This is a genomic window from Streptosporangium subroseum, from assembly GCF_900188345.1.
GTDB lineage: Bacteria > Actinomycetota > Actinomycetes > Streptosporangiales > Streptosporangiaceae > Streptosporangium > Streptosporangium subroseum.
Genome location: NZ_FZOD01000004.1, coordinates 146,520 through 165,884, shown reverse-complemented (window position 1 = coordinate 165,884; position 19,365 = coordinate 146,520). Strand labels below are relative to the sequence as shown.

Annotated in this window: 19 protein-coding genes; 12 read left to right on the top strand and 7 right to left on the bottom strand. The window is 68.3% G+C overall.

The genetic code is table 11. From position 1 onward, the window contains the following. Positions 1 to 207 precede the first annotated feature (207 nt). Both CHC08_RS05960 and murA read right to left on the bottom strand, forming a co-directional pair. Complete coding sequence (locus CHC08_RS05960; RefSeq protein ID WP_089206138.1) at positions 208 to 2,415, bottom strand: transglycosylase domain-containing protein; 2,208 nt, start codon at positions 2,413 to 2,415, stop codon at positions 208 to 210. A 52-nt stretch (positions 2,416 to 2,467) separates the two neighbouring features. After that, complete coding sequence (murA, locus tag CHC08_RS05955) at positions 2,468 to 3,784, bottom strand: UDP-N-acetylglucosamine 1-carboxyvinyltransferase (RefSeq protein ID WP_089206137.1); 1,317 nt, start codon at positions 3,782 to 3,784, stop codon at positions 2,468 to 2,470. 99 nt (positions 3,785 to 3,883) lie between these two features. On the opposite strand from murA, the gene CHC08_RS05950 reads away from it, so the two are divergent. After that, the gene (locus CHC08_RS05950) at positions 3,884 to 4,432 is read left to right on the top strand and encodes a hypothetical protein (protein ID WP_089206136.1); all 549 of its coding nucleotides are present in this window, start codon (positions 3,884 to 3,886) and stop codon (positions 4,430 to 4,432) included. Here the strand turns inward: CHC08_RS05950 and CHC08_RS05945 are convergent. Both CHC08_RS05945 and ybaK read right to left on the bottom strand, forming a co-directional pair. After that, positions 4,419 to 5,810, bottom strand: coding sequence for an amidase (locus CHC08_RS05945; protein WP_089206135.1), 1,392 nt, complete (start codon positions 5,808 to 5,810; stop codon positions 4,419 to 4,421). The genes CHC08_RS05950 and CHC08_RS05945 overlap by 14 nt on opposite strands. A gap of 226 nt (positions 5,811 to 6,036) precedes the next feature. After that, positions 6,037 to 6,537: a Cys-tRNA(Pro) deacylase gene (gene ybaK / locus CHC08_RS05940; protein WP_089206134.1), complete on the bottom strand. Its 501-nt coding sequence runs from the start codon at positions 6,535 to 6,537 to the stop codon at positions 6,037 to 6,039. Between the two features lie 322 nt (positions 6,538 to 6,859). On the opposite strand from ybaK, the gene hisD reads away from it, so the two are divergent. The 8 genes from hisD (at position 6,860) to hisF (ending at position 12,750) form a co-directional block, all read left to right on the top strand. Continuing rightward, positions 6,860 to 8,167 (top strand): histidinol dehydrogenase, encoded by a 1,308-nt coding sequence (gene hisD, locus CHC08_RS05935; protein WP_089206133.1) that lies wholly within the window; start codon positions 6,860 to 6,862, stop codon positions 8,165 to 8,167. Then, on the top strand, positions 8,164 to 9,234 hold the full coding sequence (locus tag CHC08_RS05930) for a histidinol-phosphate transaminase (protein WP_089206132.1): 1,071 nt from the start codon (positions 8,164 to 8,166) through the stop codon (positions 9,232 to 9,234). Before hisD ends, CHC08_RS05930 begins: the two co-directional genes overlap by 4 nt. Continuing rightward, entirely contained in the window at positions 9,231 to 9,848 is a 618-nt protein-coding gene (gene hisB, locus CHC08_RS05925; RefSeq protein ID WP_089206131.1) for an imidazoleglycerol-phosphate dehydratase HisB, read from the top strand. The genes CHC08_RS05930 and hisB overlap by 4 nt, the downstream gene beginning before the upstream one ends. Further along, positions 9,845 to 10,000: a hypothetical protein gene (locus CHC08_RS49335; protein WP_179281902.1), complete on the top strand. Its 156-nt coding sequence runs from the start codon at positions 9,845 to 9,847 to the stop codon at positions 9,998 to 10,000. The genes hisB and CHC08_RS49335 overlap by 4 nt, the downstream gene beginning before the upstream one ends. A 7-nt stretch (positions 10,001 to 10,007) precedes the next feature. Further along, positions 10,008 to 10,640, top strand: coding sequence for an imidazole glycerol phosphate synthase subunit HisH (hisH, locus tag CHC08_RS05920; protein WP_089206130.1), 633 nt, complete (start codon positions 10,008 to 10,010; stop codon positions 10,638 to 10,640). Positions 10,641 to 10,719: 79 nt separating this feature from the next. After that, on the top strand, positions 10,720 to 11,061 hold the full coding sequence (locus CHC08_RS05915) for a hypothetical protein (RefSeq protein WP_089206129.1): 342 nt from the start codon (positions 10,720 to 10,722) through the stop codon (positions 11,059 to 11,061). A gap of 4 nt (positions 11,062 to 11,065) precedes the next feature. Next, complete coding sequence (gene priA, locus CHC08_RS05910) at positions 11,066 to 11,788, top strand: bifunctional 1-(5-phosphoribosyl)-5-((5-phosphoribosylamino)methylideneamino)imidazole-4-carboxamide isomerase/phosphoribosylanthranilate isomerase PriA (RefSeq protein ID WP_089206128.1); 723 nt, start codon at positions 11,066 to 11,068, stop codon at positions 11,786 to 11,788. Positions 11,789 to 11,979: 191 nt separating this feature from the next. Next, positions 11,980 to 12,750: an imidazole glycerol phosphate synthase subunit HisF gene (gene hisF / locus CHC08_RS05905; RefSeq protein WP_089206127.1), complete on the top strand. Its 771-nt coding sequence runs from the start codon at positions 11,980 to 11,982 to the stop codon at positions 12,748 to 12,750. A gap of 35 nt (positions 12,751 to 12,785) precedes the next feature. Here hisF and CHC08_RS05900 read toward each other — a convergent pair whose 3' ends face one another. After that, complete coding sequence (locus CHC08_RS05900; RefSeq protein WP_143653123.1) at positions 12,786 to 13,364, bottom strand: Uma2 family endonuclease; 579 nt, start codon at positions 13,362 to 13,364, stop codon at positions 12,786 to 12,788. 102 nt (positions 13,365 to 13,466) lie between these two features. On the opposite strand from CHC08_RS05900, the gene CHC08_RS05895 reads away from it, so the two are divergent. Further along, the gene (locus CHC08_RS05895) at positions 13,467 to 14,600 is read left to right on the top strand and encodes an IS630 family transposase (RefSeq protein ID WP_089206125.1); all 1,134 of its coding nucleotides are present in this window, start codon (positions 13,467 to 13,469) and stop codon (positions 14,598 to 14,600) included. 7 nt (positions 14,601 to 14,607) lie between these two features. On the opposite strand, the gene CHC08_RS05890 is transcribed toward CHC08_RS05895, so the two are convergent. After that, complete coding sequence (locus tag CHC08_RS05890) at positions 14,608 to 15,318, bottom strand: class I SAM-dependent methyltransferase (protein WP_245878154.1); 711 nt, start codon at positions 15,316 to 15,318, stop codon at positions 14,608 to 14,610. A gap of 1,029 nt (positions 15,319 to 16,347) precedes the next feature. On the opposite strand from CHC08_RS05890, the gene CHC08_RS05885 reads away from it, so the two are divergent. Further along, on the top strand, positions 16,348 to 16,599 hold the full coding sequence (locus CHC08_RS05885; protein ID WP_089206123.1) for a hypothetical protein: 252 nt from the start codon (positions 16,348 to 16,350) through the stop codon (positions 16,597 to 16,599). 298 nt (positions 16,600 to 16,897) lie between these two features. Here CHC08_RS05885 and CHC08_RS05880 read toward each other — a convergent pair whose 3' ends face one another. Beyond that, entirely contained in the window at positions 16,898 to 18,598 is a 1,701-nt protein-coding gene (locus CHC08_RS05880; protein WP_089206122.1) for an NsdA family TPR-like regulatory protein, read from the bottom strand. Between the two features lie 221 nt (positions 18,599 to 18,819). On the opposite strand from CHC08_RS05880, the gene CHC08_RS05875 reads away from it, so the two are divergent. Continuing rightward, on the top strand, positions 18,820 to 19,278 hold the full coding sequence (locus CHC08_RS05875; RefSeq protein WP_089206121.1) for an ATP-binding protein: 459 nt from the start codon (positions 18,820 to 18,822) through the stop codon (positions 19,276 to 19,278). Positions 19,279 to 19,365: the final 87 nt, after the last annotated feature.

Below are 19,365 nucleotides of genomic sequence, written 5' to 3'. Positions count from 1 at the left end.
ACCGCCAGGATCAGCGAATCGCTCCAGTATGCACCCGACCAACCCCGGAGTGTTATTTTTCCTTTGGGTTGAGTTTGGTCCCTGTTTGGCCGGGGTCTGCGAGAGGGCGCCTGGCAGGGCTGAGCAGCTCGGCGAGGACGACGACGCTCCCGCCACGCTCCCTCCGCGTACGGCATCCTCGCGCGCCGTGTTCCCGTGTTCCCGTGTTCAGCCGCGCTGCCCCATGTGCTTGCGACGACCGGCGACGCGGTGCGCGCGCCCCTCGTCGCTGCGGCCCTCCTCCTCGTCCTCGCGGCGTTCGGCCTCCAGCGCCTCCTTCATGCCGGGGGTGAATCCACCGCCGAAACGGCCCATGTCCGGGTGGTGGAAGGAGGTCGGGGGGACGTTGCGCAGGGCCCTGGTCATCGACGACACCCAGATCGGTCCCGGGAGAGAGGCGCCCTGGACCGCGCCGTAGTACTCGTCGCCGATCTGCACGCCGGTCAGCGGATGTTTGTAGGAGCCGCGGATGTCGCCCACGCTGACCGCGGCGGCCAGGTCGGGGGTGTATCCGGCGAACCAGGCGGAGGTGTAGCCGTTGTTGGTGCCGGTCTTGCCCGCCGCGTCGCGGCCGATGTCCTGACCCGTCATGGTGCCCTTGGTGAACACCCCGGACAGCACGTGGTTCACCGCGTCGGCCACGTCGCGCTCGACCGCCCTCTTGCAGCTCGGCCGGACCGCCACGCGCGTGCCGTCCCGTTCGATGATGTCCATGATGGCCATCGGGCGGCAGTAGCGGCCCCGTGCGCCGAACGCGGCGAACGCGGCCGCCACCGTCAGCGGATCCATCTCGTTCACCCCGAGGGTGAAGGTCGGGACCTCACGCAGCGGGGTGCCGTCGGCGCGGGCGATCCCGAGCGCCCTGGCGGTCTTGACCACCGAGCAGAGGCCCACCCGCTGCTCCAGCATCATGTAGAAGATGTTCACCGACTTCCAGGTGCCGGTGTAGATGCTCTGCGGGCCTCCCGAGCCCTCGCCGCTGGCGTTGAAGATCTTGGCCGTGGGGGCGTTGACCTTGCGGCCGTTGCAGTTGGTGAAGCCCGAGCGGGGCACGAACATGCCCGGCGTCATGAAACCGTCGTCGAACCGCCAGCCCTTGCTCAGCGCGGTCGCCAGGGTGAACACCTTGAACGTGGACCCCGCCTGGAAGCCCTGGCCGCCGCCGTGCGCCACGTCCACGGGAAGGTTGAAGGTGGTGCTGGGACCGTTGTTGTCCTTGCCGGAGTCGCGGCCGTACTTCTTGCTCGCGGCCAGCGCCCTGATCCGTCCGGTGCCCGGCTCGACCATGGCCTCGGCCGCGACCTCGGTGTCGCGCTGGCCGACCCGCGAGGAGATGGCGCGTTGCGCGGCCCGCTGGTCCTGGGGGTCCAGGGTGGTGTGCAGTACGAGGCCGCCCCTGGCCAGGCGCCGCTCCCGCTCCGGGCGGCTCGGGCCGAACGCGGGGTTGGTCAGCAGCTCCCGATGGACGTAGAGGCAGAAATAGGGATAGGAGCTCTCGGCGCAGCCACCCGGCTCCGGCTTGAGGTGGATGTTCAGGGGACGCCGCTTGGCGGCGGTGACCTTGGGCTGGGGGGCGTACGAGAGCTGGGCCATCCGATCCAGGACGATGTCCCTGCGCTCCCGCAGGCGCTCACGACGCTGTTTGCCCAGTGACGGGTCGGTCGAGTACGGCGCCCGCACCGCGCCGGCCAGCGTCGCCGCCTGCGACAGGGACAGTTTCGACGCCGGGATCGAGAAGAAGCGCTGCGCTGCGGCCTCCACCCCGAAGGCCCCAGCGCCGAAGTAGGCGATGTTGAGATACCGCTCCAGGATCTCGGCCTTGCTGTACTTCTTCTCCATCGCCAGCGCGTACCGCAGCTCGGTGATCTTGCGCTGGATGCTCGGCGCGCGGGCCTGGTCGCGCTCGTTGTCGCTCTCGGAGTTCTCGACCAGGATGTTCTTCACGAGCTGCTGGGTGAGCGAGGATCCTCCCTGCCGCACCTCGCCCGCCTGGGTGTTGGTCACCAGCGCTCGCAGCGTCCCCTTGATGTCCAGGCCCGCGTGCTCGTAGAACCGGGCGTCCTCGATCGCCACGATCGCGTCGCGCATGACCGGGGCGACCTGGTCGAGCTTCACGAGCGTCCGGTTCTGCTTGTAGAACTGGGCGAACTGCTTACCGCGCCTGTCCAGGAGCACGGTGCGCTGGGAGAGCGGATCCTCGCGCGGGCTCGGCGGCAGGTCGGTGAGGGTGGTCGTGACCTTGTTGGCGGTGAGCCCCACCGTGCCGACCAGGGGTAGCGCCGCCATCGCCGCCAGCAGCCCGCCGAGCACACCGCAGGTCACCAGCCCGCGCAGGCACGCGGAGGGCTTACGTCTCTCCTCGCGTCGCAATGTCACGCATAGTAAGGTGCAACCGGGTGATCACCTACAAACACCCGATTGCGAATCCTTACCCGTCCTGCACCTTTTCTCTACTGATCTTCAGGCCCAGCGAGGCGAACTGCTCGAACGGCCGGTGGTAGCCCCGTTCGATGTGGTGCACCCCGCGCAGTGTGGAGGTGCCCTCCGCCGCGGCCGCCGCGAGCACGGCGGAGAACCCGGCCCGGATGTCCGGCAGGGTCACGTCGGCGCCGCTCAGCTTCGACACGCCGCGAACGACCGCCGAGTGCTTGGCGTTGGTGTCGTGGTAGCGGCAGGCCGGGCCGCCGAGGCACACGTCGAAGACCTCGATCTCGCAGCCCATCTTCTGCAGGGCGGGCACGTAGACGAGGCGGTTCTCGAAGACCGTCTCGTGCAGCACCGACATGCCCTGGGCCTGCGTGAACAGCACCATCAGAGGCGTCTGCCAGTCGGTCATGAACCCCGGGTGGGTGTCGGTCTGCACCGCCGCCGCCCGTAGCCCGTTCGGCGCCGACGCCGACAGGTAGTCGTCGGTGATGTCCATCTCGGCGCCCATCCGGGCCAGGGTGGTGATCGCGGTGACCAGCCGGTCCTGCGGGCAGCCGTGCACCCGCACCTGCCCGCCGGTGATCAGACCGGCCGCCAGGTAGGAGAACGCCTCGATCCGGTCACCGTTCAGCCAGGTGGACGCGCCGTGCAGGCGGTCCACCCCCTCGATCACGATGCGCCGGTCCGGGCTGAGCTCGATGCGCGCGCCCATGCGCTGCAGGAACAGGGCGAGCTCCACCACCTCGGGCTCCATGGCCGCGCCCTTGAGCACGGTCTTGCCCTCGGCCAGCACCGCCGACATCAGGATCGTCTCGGTCGCGCCCACGCTGGGGTAGGGCAGCTCGATGCGGGTCCCGCGCAATCGCTTGGCCTTGGCGTAGATGCCGGTGTCGCTCACCTCGACCTCGGCGCCCATCGCGCGCAGCGCCTCGACGTGGAAGTCGACGGGCCTGCGCCCGATCGGGTCGCCGCCGACCAGCGGCACGAAAGCCTCGCCCGCCAGGTGCAGCAGCGGGCCCAGCATCAGGATGGGGATCCGGTTGAGACCGGTGAACGCCGCCGGGACGTGGGGATTGATCTGCGGCCCCTGGGAGATGACGATCTCCCCGGAGGTGATCTCCACGTCGATGCCGAGCGCCCGCAGCATCTGCGCGGTGATCCCGACCTCACCCACATCGGGCGCGTTGTGAATCGTGCTCTCACCCATGCCGAGCATGGCGGCGACCATGTGCTTGGAGACGCCGTTCTTGGAACCACGCACCTCGACGTCACCGCGTAGCGGTCCGGAGGGTTCGATCAGCCATGCCTCTTCGTTCACTTGGACAGAGTAACTGGAGTCCATCGGAACCTCTGGTAGCGCCTGGCGAGCTGGTGGGTAACATCGGGCACATCAACACAGAGGGTGAGGGGTATTACATTGCGGAACGCGCGTGACTTCGCTGTCACCGTGCTGGCACTGGGCCTGGCCGGGGTGATCGCCGGAGTCCTGTGGTCGCTCGCCGCGCCCCGTCCGCCGTACGTCATGACCAAGCAGGGCCCGCTGCTGGCCGACCCCACCACCCAGGCGCTCATCGCGGCCGACGGCTGGTTCGTCATCATCGCCGGCGCCCTCGGCCTGGCGTGCGGCGCCCTCGGCTACAGCCTGTCGCGCAGGGGCCGTCCGCTCGCCGTGGTGCTGGGACTGGCCGCGGGCGGCCTGCTCGGCTCGTACATCACCCTGGTGGTCGGCCAGGCGGTCAACCTCGGTGCGGCGACGGTCACCGCCTCCGGGACGTCCACGTCCCTGATCGCCGGACCGCTGAACCTGACCGCCCAGGGCGTGTTGCTGGTGTGGCCGGTGCTCGCCGTCGGGCTCTTCTTCGTCCTGGAGAGCGTCGCGGGTTACCGGGACTCGCCGCTGCGCCGTCCGTTCGGCGGGGAGGACCCCTACGGACCGCTGTCCGGCTACGACATCAGCGACAGGTAGGTCTGCGCGTGCCGTGCCCGGTGGCCCTCTCGAACGCGTGAGCCAGGCGCAGAACCTGCATGTCGGCGAAGGGACGTCCGACGATCTGCACGCCGACCGGCAGCCCGCCGCCGGTGAACCCGCACGGCACCGACGCCGCGGGGGCGTGCAGCACGCTGATCCAGTAGGCGGAGCGCATCCACGCCAGATAGTCCGGCAGCGCCTGTCCGTTGATCTCCGAGACGTACGGCGCGTCCACCGGGAACGGCGGCACCTGGCTGACCGGGGCGATCAGGAAGTCGTAGGTGCGGAAGAAGTCGCCCATCCGCTGGTAGAGGCCGCTGCGCAGCCGTTCCGCGCGCGCCAGGTCGGCCCCGGTCACCTCGCGGCCCCGCTCGACGTTCCACCGGACATTCTCCCCCACGCGGTCCTGGGGGAGGTCGCCGAAGGACGACGCGTAGTGCCACGCCCGGTAGATCCGGAACGCGTCCTCGGCGTCTGACAGATCCAGGTCCACCCGTTCCACCCGCGCGCCCAGCCCTTCGAGCACGGCCGGGGCGTCCGCGGTGACCTTCGCCGTCTCCGTGTCGACCGGCAGCCCGCCCAGGTCCGGGCTCCACGCGATGCGCAGTCCGGTCAGGTCCAGCCCCAGCGGCTCGGCGAAGACCGCGCCGCTGGAGGTGATCGACAGGGGAGAGGCGGCGTCGAACCCGGCCACCGCGCTCATCATCAGCGCCAGGTCCTCCGCGGTGCGGGCCATCGGCCCCGAGACGCCGAGGGTGAACCACGCCGCGATCGCCGAGGGCGACGGCACCCGCCCCGGCGTCGGCCGCAGCCCTGCCACGTTGCAGAACGAGGCCGGGTTGCGCAGCGAGCCGCCCATGTCGGAGCCGTCGGCCAGGGCCACCATCCCGGTCGCCAGCGCCGCGGCCGCCCCGCCGCTGCTGCCGCCGGCCGACTTCGACAGGTCGTACGGGTTGCGGGTGGCGCCGAACAGCTCGTTCACGGTGTGCGAGCCGGTGCCGAACTCCGGGGTGTTGGTCTTGCCGACGGTGATCGCCCCGGCCTCGCGCATCCGCCGTACGATCGGCGCGTCCTTGACGGGAACGTGGTCGGCGAAGAGCGGTGAGCCGTACGTGGTGCGGATCCCCGCGGTGTCCGTCAGATCCTTGTGCGCGACCGGCAGTCCGTGCAGCGGCCCGCGCCAGTGCCCCCGCGCCAGATCCCGATCGGCCTCCCGGGCCTCCTCGCGGGCGCGTTCGGCCACCAGCGTGACGATCGCGTTGACCTCCGGGTTGATCTCCTCGATCCGGCGCAGGTGCGCGTCGAGCAGCTCGACCGCGCTGACCTCCCGCGCGCGCAGCAGCTTGAGCATCTCGGTAGCGGTCAGGTAAAACATCTGCTCCCCCGATCAGGTACGGCCTGTGCCGAGTCTCGCCGAAGGCCGTCGTTGAGCGCGCTGGCAACCTTCGCCAGGATTGCCCGGGATTCCCCGGGAACGGGCTCGCCGGGGAAACCCTCGGCCCGCACACGGCGTTAACCGGATTCGGCCGCTCCGTCCCCGAGACACCCGGTCAAGGACCTCCGCCCCCGAGACGACCCGGTCGGGGCGCGGAGGCGCTTCGCTAGCCAGTCTTGCCGATGGGCGCGGTGATCGCCTGCGTGAGCCGTGCCAGCTCCGAGGGGGCGGTCTCGATCTGCAGCCCGCGCCGTCCGGCGGAGAAGTAGATCGTCGCGAAGTCCAGCGCGGAGGCGTCGATCACGGTCGGCAGGCGTTTGCGCTGTCCCAGGGGGCTGATGCCGCCCACCACGTAGCCGGTGACGCGTTCCACCTTGGTGGCGTCGGCCATCGCGGCCCGCTTGCTCTTCAGCGCCGCCGCGAACGCCTTGAGGTCCAGCTTGCCCGCGACCGGCACGACCGCGACGGCCAGCCCGCTCTCCACCTCGGCCACGAGCGTCTTGAAGATCTGCTCGTACGGCACGCCGAGCGCGTCTGCCGCCTCCTCGCCGTACGCCTGCGCCTCGGCGTCGTGCTCGTAGGGATGAAGGGTGAAATCCACCTTGGCCTGGGTCAGCGCCACCGTCGCGGGGGTCCCCTGACCGCCTGTGCGCTTCGACTTACTCACGGCTGGCAGCTTACTCGTGCCCGGCGGCGTGGGGCATTGAATGAATCTACAACGTAAAGGAGCGCGCTCGCGCATGTGCGCTCGGAAGCCGTACCGAGCAGCGGCCGGAGTCCTGATCGGGCGCACTTCTCCTCCGCGGGAGCGAGGGAAACGCCGTTGTCGAGGCGTGTCCGGACCCCTTCGGAGGGACGAGGGGACGCTGTTCTTAACTCTGCGCCTTTGAGTGAATACCCAATGTATTTTCCGCTGTTTAACGAAAGGATGAAGCGTCCGGATGGTGGACAAGATGAGACCGGGCGTCAACCCTCCGTAGACTGGGCGGGTGATTTCCCGTACCGACCTGCGTGGAGCCCTCCCCGAGGACCTCCATGGCGTGCTGCCCCGTGCCCAGCTCGACGTTGAGGCCGCCCTGGAGAAGGTGCGGTCGATCTGCGAGGACGTGCATCATCGCGGGGCCGCGGCCGTACGAGAGTGGACCGCCAGGTTCGACGGCGTGGAGCTGGAGTCCACCCGCGTCCCCGCCGAGGCGATCACCAAGGCACTGGAGGAGCTCGACCCGAGGATCCGGGCGGCCCTTGAGGAGTCGATCCGCCGCGCCCGCCTCGTCCACCGCGACCAGCGGCGCACCGACGTCACCACCCAGGTCGTGCCCGGCGGCACCGTCACCGAGCGCTGGGTCCCCGTCGAGCGCGTGGGCCTGTACGTCCCGGGCGGCCGGGCGGTGTACCCCTCCAGCGTGGTCATGAACGTCGTCCCCGCCCAGGAGGCGGGGGTCTCCTCCCTCGCGCTCTCCTCGCCCGCGCAGCGGGAGTTCGGCGGGCTGCCGCACCCGACCATCCTGGCCGCGTGCGCGCTGCTCGGGGTGGACGAGGTCTACGCCGTCGGCGGGGCCCAGGCCGTGGCGATGTTCGCCTACGGCACCGAGGAGTGCGCCCCGGTCAACCTGGTCACCGGCCCCGGCAACATCTGGGTCGCCGCCGCCAAGCGCCTGCTCAAGGGCCGTATCGGCATCGACTCCGAGGCGGGGCCCACCGAGATTGCGATCCTCGCCGACTCCACGGCCGACCCGGTGCACCTCGCCGCCGACCTGATCAGCCAGGCCGAGCACGACACGATCGCCGCCGCCGTCCTCGTCACCGACTCCGTGGAGCTGGCCGAGGCCGTCGAGCGGGAGCTGCCCCGCCAGGTCGCGGCCACCAAGCACGGTGAGCGGATCGCCGAGGCCCTGTCCGGGCGTCAGTCGGGCATCCTCCTCGTCGACGACATGGAGGCCGGGCTGCGCGTCGTCGACGCCTACGCCGCCGAGCACCTGGAGATCCACACCGTAGGCGCGTCCGCGCTGGCCGCCCGGGTGCGCAACGCCGGAGCCATCTTCGTCGGCGCCTACGCGCCGGTCTCACTCGGCGACTACCTCGCCGGGTCCAACCACGTGCTGCCCACCGGCGGCTGCGCCTGCCACTCCTCCGGACTGTCGGTGCAGACCTTCCTGCGGGGCATCCACGTCGTCGACTACAGCCGTGAGGCCCTCGCCGAGGCGGCGGCCCACGTGTGTGTGCTCGCCGACGCCGAAGACCTTCCCGCGCACGGCGCCGCCATCCGTGCGCGTTTCGACTGGGAGATCCCCTCGTGAAGCTTGAGGACCTGCCGATCCGCGACGACCTTCGGGGGCGCACGCCGTACGGCGCGCCCCAGATCGACGTCCCGGTCAGGCTCAACACCAACGAGAACCCCTACGGCCCCTCCGCCTCCCTGGTCACCGACCTGGCCGAGGCGGTACGGCACAGCGCGGCCGGGCTCAACCGCTACCCCGACCGCGACGCCGTCGCGCTCCGCCAGGACCTGGCCGCCTATCTCGGCCATGACCTGACCACGGAGAAGGTCTGGGCCGCCAACGGCTCCAACGAGGTGCTCCAGCAGATCCTGCAGGCCTTCGGCGGCCACGGCCGCACCGCGATGGGCTTCGAGCCCTCCTACTCGATGCACCCGATCATCACGAGCGGCTCCTCGACCGAATGGATCTCGGGAGCCCGCGAGGAGGACTTCGGGATCGACCCGGACAAGGCCGTCGCCGCGATCGAGGAGCACCGGCCCGACATCGTCTTCCTCACCTCGCCCAACAACCCGACCGGCACCGCGCTCGATCCGAGCGTGATCGCCAGGATCGTCCAGGCCGCGCCGGGCATGGTCGTCGTGGACGAGGCCTACTTCGAGTTCGCGCGCACCGGCACCCCGTCGGCGCTGGTCCTGCTGCCGGACAACCCCCGGCTCATCGTCACGCGGACGATGTCCAAGGCGTTCGCCATGGCGGGCACCCGCCTCGGCTACCTCGCCGCCGACCCGGCGGTGATCGAGGCTCTGCTCCTGGTCCGTCTTCCGTACCACCTGTCGACGCTCACCCAGGCGGCGGCGCGCGTCGCGCTCGCCCACCAGACCGAGCTGCTCGGCACCGTCGACCTGCTGCGGGCCGAGCGGGACGCGACGGTGGAGTGGCTGCGCGGCGAGGGGCTGACGGTCGCCGACTCCGACGCCAACTTCGTGCTGTTCGGCCGTTTCCCGGATCGGCACGCGGTCTGGCAGGGCATGCTTGAGCGCGGAGTGCTGATCCGCGAGGTGGGCCCGCCGGAGTGGCTGAGAGTGTCCATCGGAACGGCCAAGGAGATGGCGGCGTTCCGCGCCGCCCTGGAGGGAACCCTGTGAGCAGTACCACCGGTGAGTTCGCGCCGCGCCGAGGTCGCGTGGAGCGTGGCACCAAGGAGACCTCGGTGCTGGTCGAGGTCAACCTTGACGGCACCGGAAACGTCGACGTGTCCACGGGTGTCGGGTTCTACGACCACATGCTGAACCAGCTCGGCAAGCACGGCCTGTTCGACCTGACCGTGAAGACCGAGGGCGACCTCCACATCGACTCCCACCACACGATCGAGGACACCTCGATCGCGCTGGGCGCCGCGTTCCGCGAGGCTCTGGGCGACAAGTCGGGCATCCGGAGGTTCGGTAACGCGTCCTGCCCGCTGGACGAGGCCCTCGCCCAGGTCACGGTGGACCTGTCCGGCCGCCCGTACCTCGTGCACAGCGAGCCCGAGGGCATGGCCCCGATGATCGGCCCCGACTACGACACGACGATGACCAGGCACATCCTGGAGTCGTTCGTCGCGCAGGCCGCCATCTGCCTGCACGTCCACGTCCCCTACGGCCGCAACGCCCACCACATCGTGGAGGCCCAGTTCAAGGCCCTGGCCAGGGCCCTGCGCGAGGCGTCCGAGCTCGACCCCCGCGCCACCGGCGTGCCCAGCACGAAAGGTGTGCTGTGAGCCAGAACTGGGCGGCCACGGCGATGGCCTTCATCGCGCTCTTCCTGGTGGGCGGGATCTTCTCGTTCTTCAAGCAGGGACTGAAGAAGGGCGCGATACTGCTCGGCGCCCTCGCGGTCCTGGCGACGACGGCGGCGGTGCTCTGGTGGTGATGCCCCGATGGTGAACATAACCGTTCTGGACTACGGCTCCGGCAACCTGCGCTCCGCGGAACGCGCTCTGGCCCGGGTCGGGGCCAACGTCACGGTGACCTCCGACTACACGGAGGCGATGGAGGCCGACGGCCTGGTCGTCCCGGGCGTCGGGGCGTTCGCCGCCTGCATGACCGGGCTGCGCGCCGTACGAGGTGAGCGCATCATCGGGCGGCGCCTGTCGGCGGGGCGGCCGGTCCTCGGCATCTGCGTCGGCATGCAGATCCTCTTCGAGACGGGCGTCGAGCACGGCGTCACGACCGAGGGCTGCGGCGAGTGGCCGGGGACGGTGGAGCGCCTCGAGGCCCCGGTCCTGCCTCACATGGGCTGGAACACCGTCAAGGCACCCGCCGACACCGTGCTGTTCGCCGGAATCGACCCGGACACACGCTTCTACTTCGTCCACTCGTACGGTGTGCGGACCTGGGAGCTCCAGGCGGGGCCGGGTTTCGACGACCCCCTGGTCACCTGGTCGGAGCACGGTGTCCCGTTCGTGGCGGCGGTGGAGAACGGCCCGCTGATGGCCACCCAGTTCCATCCCGAGAAGTCGGGCGACGCCGGAGCCCAGCTGCTCACGAACTGGCTCGGAACCGTAAGGTGAGCGCTCGGCAGGTCTTTCGGCCGGGTCCTCGATCGAGCCTCTCGCCGGTTCCCTTACCGGTCCTCCCATGGGATCTGCCATGAGCAAGGAACGGGCCCGGCGCAGGGCCGAACGCGAGGCCGAGCAGGCACGCCAGGCGGCCCGGGTCGCCGAACGCGAGGCCAAGCTGGTGCGGCGCCGCCAGTGGGTCGGCAGGGTCACCGCCCTCCTGCCCGGCAGGCCCGTCCGGATCGCCTCCCAGGGCGGGATCATCGCCCGCCGCCGCCGCGCGCAGAACGGCGGCGTGGCGGTGCTGTTCATGATCGTCCAGGTGATCGCCTGGCTGCTGTGGTCCTCGTGGAGCGCACGGTTCGGGGTCTTCGTCCTGTCGCTGCTCTTCGTACCGCTTATCGTCACCCTTGTCTTCGACCGGAGGTCCTGATCAGATGTCGCTAGAGCTGCTCCCCGCCGTGGACGTCGCCGACGGCCAGGCGGTCCGCCTGGTCCAGGGCGCGGCCGGCACCGAGACTTCCTACGGCGACCCTCTCTCCGCGGCGCTCGCCTGGCAGGAGGCCGGCGCCGAGTGGATCCACCTGGTCGACCTCGACGCCGCCTTCGGGCGCGGTACCAACCGTGACCTCCTCGCCACCGTCGTGGACGCGCTCGACGTCAAGGTGGAGATGTCCGGCGGCATCCGCGACGACGCCTCCCTGGAGGCCGCGCTGGCCACCGGCTGCCGCCGGGTGAACATCGGCACCGCGGCCCTGGAGAACCCGGCCTGGTGTTCCAAGATCATCGCTGAGTACGGCGACAGCATCGCGATCGGCCTCGACGTGCGCGGGACCACCCTCGCCGCCCGCGGCTGGACCCAGGAGGGTGGCGACCTGTGGGAGGTCCTCAAGCGCCTTGAGGCCGACGGCTGCCCCCGTTACGTCGTCACCGACGTCACCAAGGACGGCACACTGCTCGGCCCCAACCTGGAGCTGCTCCGCGAGTTCTGCTCCCGCACCGACAAGCCGGTGGTCGCCAGCGGCGGCGTCTCCTCCCTGGACGATCTGCGCGCCCTGGCCGCACTGGTCCCGATCGGCGTCGAGGGCGCGATCGTGGGGAAGGCCCTCTACGCGCAGGAGTTCACCCTCGAAGAGGCCCTCGCCGCGGTGAGATCGTAGGTCGCGTGAAGTCGCGGTCGTGGGTCGCGAGGGCGGGGGAAGTCGTGGTCGTAGGCTGCGGGGAGAGTCGCGGCCGTTGGTTACGGGTGCGGGGAGAGTCGCGGTCGTAGGTTGCGGTCAAGGGGAGGTCGCGGTGGCCCGCCGCTGCGGACGAGGCGGAGGCGGAGGCCTGCCGTGGATGAGGAGCTTTGATGAGTGTCGCGGTACGAGTGATCCCCTGCCTGGACGTGGACGCCGGGCGGGTGGTCAAGGGCGTCAACTTCGAGAACCTCCGTGACGCCGGAGACCCGGTCGAGCTGGCCCGCCGCTACGACGCCGAAGGCGCCGACGAGCTGACGTTCCTCGACATCACGGCCTCCAGCTCCGACCGGTCCACGATGTACGACGTGGTCAGCCGGACGGCCGAGCAGGTGTTCATCCCGTTGACCGTGGGCGGGGGAGTGCGCTCGGTCGAGGACGTCGACAGGCTGCTGCGCGCGGGCGCGGACAAGGTGGGCCTGAACACCGCCGCCATCGCCCGTCCCGAGCTGCTGACCGAGGCGTCGCAGCGGTACGGCGCGCAGTGCATCGTGCTGTCGGTGGACGCCCGCCGGGTCACAGACGGTCCGCCGACCCCGTCCGGTTTCGAGGTGACCACCCACGGCGGTCGCCGGGGCACCGGCATCGACGCGGTCGAATGGGCCCGCAGGGGCGCGGAGCTCGGCGCGGGGGAGATCCTGCTCAACTCCATGGACGGCGACGGCACCCGTGACGGTTACGACCTGGAGATGATCCGCGCCGTACGGCGGGCCGTGTCGGTCCCCGTGATCGCCAGCGGCGGCGCCGGCTCCCTGGAGCACTTCCCTCCGGCCGTCGAGGCGGGGGCGGACGCGGTCCTGGCCGCGTCGGTGTTCCACTTCGGCCAGCTCAAGATCGGCGAGGTCAAGGAGACCCTCCGCCAGGCGGGCCACCCCGTCCGCTGACGCGGGCGGTTGCCCGGCATTCGAGAGCGCGGTGGTCAGGCGAGGGTGCCGGGGTCGATCGTCAGGGGAACGGGGCCGGGCAGGGTGGCGGTGGTGCCGGGTGCGATCGCTGCCACCTGCCGGTAAAGATCACCGTCGAGCTGGTAGACGTCGATGACGAGAGTGTTCTGGTCGACGATCCAGTACCACTCGCATTTGGTCCGGGCGTACCGGCTCATCTTGGTGAGGCGGTCGCGGTTGGAATTGGTGGACGTGACCTCCGCGAGGACCTCGATCTCGTGTGGCTCCACATAGAGATCGCTGTCGGTGTCACGGCGGAAGACGGCGATGTCGGGAGCGAACACGGTGTCGGAGTTGAGGCGGTAGTTGACCGGGCCCTCCACATCCAGGTCCAGACCGTCGGCCTGCAGGCATGCCTCGATGGCGTTGATGAGGCGCCGGGCGATGCGCTGGTGACGGATGGAGGGGGCGGGGGTCATGACGATGCAGCCGTCCTCAAGCTCGAAACGGCGGCCGAGGTCGCCGAAGTCGTGATGCATGAACTCATCCGCGCCCCAGTAGCGCGGAGCCCCCGGAGACGCCTCGTGGGGTTCGGACCCAGGCACAGCAGTCATGCCGACCACGCTAGTGCCGCATCAGGCAATGTTTGCCCTGTTGTGACGTGACGTGCCGCTCGGGTTCTGTCCAGGGCGGCGTGCGGCCGTCATGCTGTCCGGGTGGCAGATCGGGTACGCGTCCGTGAGATCGATGACGACGAGGGCAGGCGGCTGCTGCGGATCATCCGCCGCGGCACCGGGTCGGTGGTGACCTGGCGGCGGGCCCAGATGGTGCTGCTGTCCGCGCAGGGCATGCAGGTGGCGAAGATCGCCGAGGTATCGTTCACCAGCGACGACCGGGTTCGGGACGTGGTCCACAACTTCAACGCCGACGGCTTCGAGTCTCTGTATCCGAAGTACAAGGGTGGCCGGCCCAAGACGTTCACGCTGCCCGAGCGGCGCGAGATCAAGAAGATCGCCAAGTCCAAGCCGACCGAGCACGACCTGCCGTTCTCGACCTGGAGCCTGACCAAGCTGGCGGACTTCCTGGTCGCCGAGGGGGTGGTCGACGACATCAGCCACGAGGGCCTGCGCATCCTGCTCCGCGAGGAAGGAGTCTCCTTTCAACGCCTGAAGTCCTGGAAGACCTCCCGCGACCCGGACTATGCGGCAAAGAAGGCCCGCGTGGAGCATCTCTACGCGATCGCAGACGGCGAGGTCATACCCGAGGAAGGCGAGCCTGAAGTCATCTTCTGCATGGACGAATTCGGGCCGCTCAACCTGATGCCCCACCCAGGTCGGCAATGGGCTGAACGCGGCGGCAGGCACAAGGACCCTGACCGCGAGCCCCGCCGCCGGCGCCGGGCGACCTACAACCGATACGGCGGGGTCCGCCACCTGTTCGCCGCCCTGGACCTCAAGCGTGACAGGCTCTACGGCCACATCAAACCGATCAAAAAGCGGACCCAGTTCCTGGAGTTCTGCCGCTACCTGCGTACCCTCCACCCGCCCGAGGTTCGCATCGCGATCGTGTGCGACAACTTCTCCCCGCACCTGAGCACGAAACGATGCCAACGGGTCGGCACCTGGGTGGCGGCCAGCAACGTCGAGATCGCCTACACCCCGACCAACTCCTCCTGGCTCAACCGCATCGAGGCCCAGTTCACCGCCCTGCGCTACTTCGTCCTGGACGGCACCGACCACGCCGGTCACAAAGAGCAGGGCAGCATGATCCGCCGCTACATGATCTGGCGGAACCGCCATACCAACGACCGCCGCCTCCGAGCCGTCGTCGCCAAGGCAAACGTGGCCTGATACGGCATCAGTCGGCCTGAAGAACGAAGAACAGGAAGCACAGGAAGGCCCCCGAGGGCTTGTCCGCGAAGACATCGGGGAACAATTCGCGGGCCCCCGGTGCGGGGAACGGTTCGCTGATGACGGCGATCCGGAAGCCGGCTGCGGTGAAGGCGTCGGTCATCGCGTGCAGCGGCCGGTGCCAGAAGCTCATCTGGGCGGTCTGCCCGCCCATGGTCCATTCTTCGATCCGGTTACGGGTCTCGAAATAGCTGGGCTTTTCCCCTGCCATGTGACGCATGAGGGTGATGACGAAAGGATGATCGACCGAGACGAGGAGTCGGCCGCCAGGCCTCAGTACGCGTCGCAGTTCGGCCAGTGTCGGTCCCCAGTCTTCCAGGTAGTGCAGCACCAGGGACGCGATGACGTCGTCGAACGCGTCGTCGGGAAAGGGCAGTGGGTTGGCCAGGTCGGCGACCCGCAGGTCCGCGTCGGCGCCCAGCCGCTGCCGGGCCAGCTCCAGCATCCCGGCGCTCGCGTCGATGCCGGTCACGATGGCGCCCCGATCACGCAGCGCGTGGAACAGGGGGCCCGAGCCGCAGCCAGCGTCGAGGATGCGCCGGCCGGTCACGTCCCCGGCGAGCTCCAGCATCGCGGGCCGCTCGTAGTACGCGTTGAGGAGGTTGGTCTCGTTCTCGGTCGTGTACCCCTCGGCGATCCTGTCGTAGTCGTTGAGCACAGCCTGCTCTGTGGGCTCGGCGGAACCTTCGGGAACAGGGCGGATCCACGGCGGCTGCGTGGGGGCTGCGGTGTCTGCTTGCCCGGCAGAACTCTTAGGAGCGAAAGTCATACGGGCGATCTTGGCACGCTCGGCATATCCGGCATCGGGTGTTTCACGATCGTCCTGCGCACCCTGGGTGCCGATTAGCGCCACACAGGGCAAACGTTCTCTGACGCGGCACTAGCGGGGCTCTGGGGTGTCTCAAAGCGTGGCTGCTTTGTGATCATCGATCGCAGATGCGAGACCCTGCGGATCTTCCGCATCCGGATGCCCTCAATGATGGATGGCCCTCGACTGGCATCGTCTCTCCTCAAAACGAACGTATGCGAATCGTATAAGGATGATTACGGAGAGACACTGCAATGGGGAAAGTGGAGCGCTCGGCGGTTGGCGGGAGCGGGCGTGGTCGCGCTGCGGTGGGTCGGCGTTCCGGCCGGCCGTCGTGGTCGCGGTCTGGTGTTCCAGGCCTCCGGCCTGCGCGAGCGTGATGGTTGCGGTCCCTTTTTACGCCGGCCGAAACACCGGCCCACCTCCGCGCCCCTCTGCTCCGCCGTACCGGGTGCGGGCCGTAGCCGCTCTGTTTCCGGCCGCCCGGAATGCGTCCTGACGCTGAAGCGTCCGTGCGGACCGATTCGGGGTTGATCGCCGTTGCTGAAGCGACCCCGGCGGAGAGGAGCGCATGGTCGGGCACAGGGGGCGTATGACCCGCGCGATCTCGTTCTCCATCAGGTTCAGCGTGCCTACCGGGCTACTGTCGATGACTTCCCGGTGGATCCAGGATCAACTGCCATGCCAGCGAAAGCGTCGACAACTCTGACATGCTGCTTTGGTCGGGTTTGTGGTAATCGCCAGGCCTGCCGGCGGGAAGTGGGAGATGTGGAGCTCGATATAGATTATCCGGAAAGAATTTTCCGCCTATGGAGCTATGTGCCATCGCATTCTAGGCTCCTGATACGGAGCGGCAAGGAGACTTCCGGTACCACCCGAATGGACATCGCGTTCGGAGATGTTTTGGCGGTTGGCCTGCCTATCGCGTTGGATGGTGTGACCCTAGAAAAGGCGGACTCGCAGTTCATTCGCACAATAGCTCCTCAACTTGGATCCAGCCTGGATCTCGATAACCTTATTGTTATTCGTGGGCGGGATTATCGAGGATACGTGGTGGCGAGCATCGTCGAGATAGACGAGAGTGATCGCTTTTTGTGGGAGCCTGACAAGTGGGGGATCTGTGCGGATTGAACTGAACCTGGGAGGTCGGGTGCCCCAACACGCTGCGGCCGCTCTTCCGGAACCCCGGTGAATGATTACTGATCATGTGAGTCCGAGGATGGTCGGGGTGCGGGTGGCATCGCGGGCCGGGCGCAGAGCGACGATGGCGAGGTTGCGCAGGCCAGCCATGTTTTGGGGCGCGTTGCCGGTGCGAGTCTGGCAGTGCTCTTCGCCGTAGGTGAGGTCACAGACCCAGTGCGGTCGGTTTTCGATCGACCAATGGCCGCGGATCCAGGTGGTGATCCGGATGGTTCGCGAGGGAAGCTCTTCAGTGGACGATGGAGAACTCGCGGAGCCTTTGATCTAGATCTCGAACATATTTGTTATCTTCCCAGGGCCGGAGGCGGCGGCGGGCCTGTCGTACGGAGTTGGCGAGTCTGGTGGAGCTGTGGCTTGTAACGATCTGGGCGGTTTCGCCGATCATCGCGGCGGCTGCGGGGATCTCTCGCTTCTTGATCAACGTAGTGGCGTATTCGAGTTGCAGGATTCCTCGCTCCCGATTCCATCCGGGATCCATCTTCGCCATGATCCGATCTGCTTCGGCTATCGCTTGGTCGGGTCGGTTGAGCTCAACCAGGCAGAACACAATGTGACGGTCGATGTGGTCAGGGTTGCACCAGAAGAGATGCCGAAAATCGGCATCGTTGGGCTTCGCGCTCGCCAGGGCGATGGCGCGGTCAAGCACTCGCAGGCCGGCGTCGTCGTGACTGGCTCCGGAGAGCACTCGTGCGACCACATTGAACGTCGCTGCCTGCTGCAGGCGATTGTGGCTTTTCTTGGCCCATCCTTCGGCGGCGAAGCTGTGATCCATCGCGACGGTGGGTTTCCTCTGGTGAAGCGCCATATCGGCTAGCAGGCCATGCAGATGGGCGAGAAGGGCAGGAGCCTGTAATTCATGAGCTGCCGCGAGCCCTTCGGTATAGCGGCGGGTGGCGTTCGGAAAGTCCAGCAGGTCGTAGTGGCACCAGCCGCTCATGTGGGACAGGCTCCAATAGAGGCGGAGCAAGCGGTTTCGGAGGACAGGGCTGAGGGAGCTTTGATGGAGGAGGTCGTTGATCAGGGCGCGTTTGGCCTCGGCCACGGGGAGGACCTGTTGCGGGCCGAAGGATTCGTCTGCTTCCCAGAGGCGACTTGTGAGGCGTTCCAGCAGGTCGATGGTGCGGCTATCGATCGGCATTTGCTGTCGGGCGGTGAAGGCCAGACGTTCGTGTTCGGGTGGGGTGAGGTGGCGCAGCAGACTCAGGGCAGGGGTGCCGCCGAGAAGTAGAGCGAGCTCGAAGAGCAGTTCGCGTCTTTTCACGTCGGCCTCCTCGGCGCGCAGGGCGCGCAGAAGTTCGGTGTAGTGCGCAGGGTTTAGGGGCAGGACCCGCGCGGGAACCGGCTGCGGTTCCATGCTGTCACGGAGGGGCGCCGTCGTCACCAGGCCCCATGTGGAGAGTGGCTCGTCATAAGCGGCCAATCTGGGTGTCGATTCTCGTGGGGGAGCTTCGCCGTAGGCGGTCGACTCTCGCGCGGGGAACGCTTCGTTATAGATGGTGGGGGAACGTGGGTGACGATGTTGGTGGGGATCGAGATGGCGATGGTCGGCTCGATCGAGGGGATCGCGGTCGCGCGTGTTGTAGGAGGCGTAGACCTCGTCGGACAGTAGGCATCGGGCCGTGGTCTGGTACAGGCGGGCGAAGATGGCGATGATTCGAGCGGGGACGCGGCGGCCGGTGATCGGCCAGGCCTCGTAGTCGTAGAGCCGGGCTTCGCGCAGGGAGGCTGCGCCGGCAGGGTCGAGGTCGTTGTGAGCGGCCACTACGTCGGATGCTGTACGGCCGTGGGCGTAGCGGTACAGGCGCAGTGGGCTGGCGTCGTAGTCCAATGCCAGGACGTCGGCGATCTGGTCGAAGGTGAACGATCGGGCGCGTAGCGCCTTGCTGCGTCGTCGGCAGTCGAGCAGGATCCGATAGCCCTCGCCTGGCATTGACTCTCCTTGATGGACAGTAAAACGAATCGTACATAAGCGCTAACAGAAAGTGACATATCTGCGGGAAGATGGGGATGCTCAGGCGATTTGAGCGGCATCAGCGCAGGTCAAACGCATGGATGATGGGGTGGCTTGGAGCTGTCATACGGGGGTTACCTGGCGAGGCGGGCTGAGTCATCGTTCTGGAGGTGATTCCCGAACTCTCAGCAGGAGCCGATGTGACCATTACCCGAAATGACGTGGCCCCGGCGTTGATCGACGCGATGGTGGGGCTCCGGCCGGGTGGGATGACCTACCGGCGGACCTTTGCCGGTCGCCCGGATCAGATTCCTCGGGCTCGCTGTTTCATCAGATTTCTCCTGGAGGACTCGCCATGCCGGGATGACGCCGAGCAGATCGTCGCCGAGCTTGCGGCCAACGCCGTCGCCCACACGAGCAGCGGGCAGGCCCACGGCACCTTCATCGTCGAGCTGACCCGCAAGGTCGCGGTCATCCGGGTCACCGTCTACGACTGCGGCTGGGGCGGCATCCCCAGGTTCAATCGCCGCCGGGAGGCGGACCCGCTCGCCGAGCACGGCAGGGGGCTGGCAGTGGTCGCGGCACTGGCCTCCAAAGTCGGTTGTCGTGGCACGCAGGCGGTAGGTCACGCGGTGTGGGCCGAGCTCTCCCAGACTTGATCGTCGTATGTGCCCTGGCCAGAGTGGCAGCTGGGTGAGCTCGGGGAAGAGGCTCCGGCGAGCTTCCGGATCCTGCGGTGCGCCTTC

Excerpts from the sequence above, each read along its gene's own strand:
- CHC08_RS05945 (WP_089206135.1), bottom strand. The coding sequence starts at position 5,810 with ATGTTTTACCTGACCGCTACCGAGATGCTCAAGCTGCTGCGCGCGCGG.
- hisH (WP_089206130.1), top strand. The coding sequence starts at position 10,008 with ATGGTGAACATAACCGTTCTGGACTACGGCTCCGGCAACCTGCGCTCC.
- CHC08_RS05915 (WP_089206129.1), top strand. The coding sequence starts at position 10,720 with ATGAGCAAGGAACGGGCCCGGCGCAGGGCCGAACGCGAGGCCGAGCAG.
- priA (WP_089206128.1), top strand. The coding sequence starts at position 11,066 with ATGTCGCTAGAGCTGCTCCCCGCCGTGGACGTCGCCGACGGCCAGGCG.
- hisF (WP_089206127.1), top strand. The coding sequence starts at position 11,980 with ATGAGTGTCGCGGTACGAGTGATCCCCTGCCTGGACGTGGACGCCGGG.
- CHC08_RS05900 (WP_143653123.1), bottom strand. The coding sequence starts at position 13,364 with ATGACTGCTGTGCCTGGGTCCGAACCCCACGAGGCGTCTCCGGGGGCT.
- CHC08_RS05885 (WP_089206123.1), top strand. The coding sequence starts at position 16,348 with ATGGACATCGCGTTCGGAGATGTTTTGGCGGTTGGCCTGCCTATCGCG.
- CHC08_RS05880 (WP_089206122.1), bottom strand. The coding sequence starts at position 18,598 with ATGCCAGGCGAGGGCTATCGGATCCTGCTCGACTGCCGACGACGCAGC.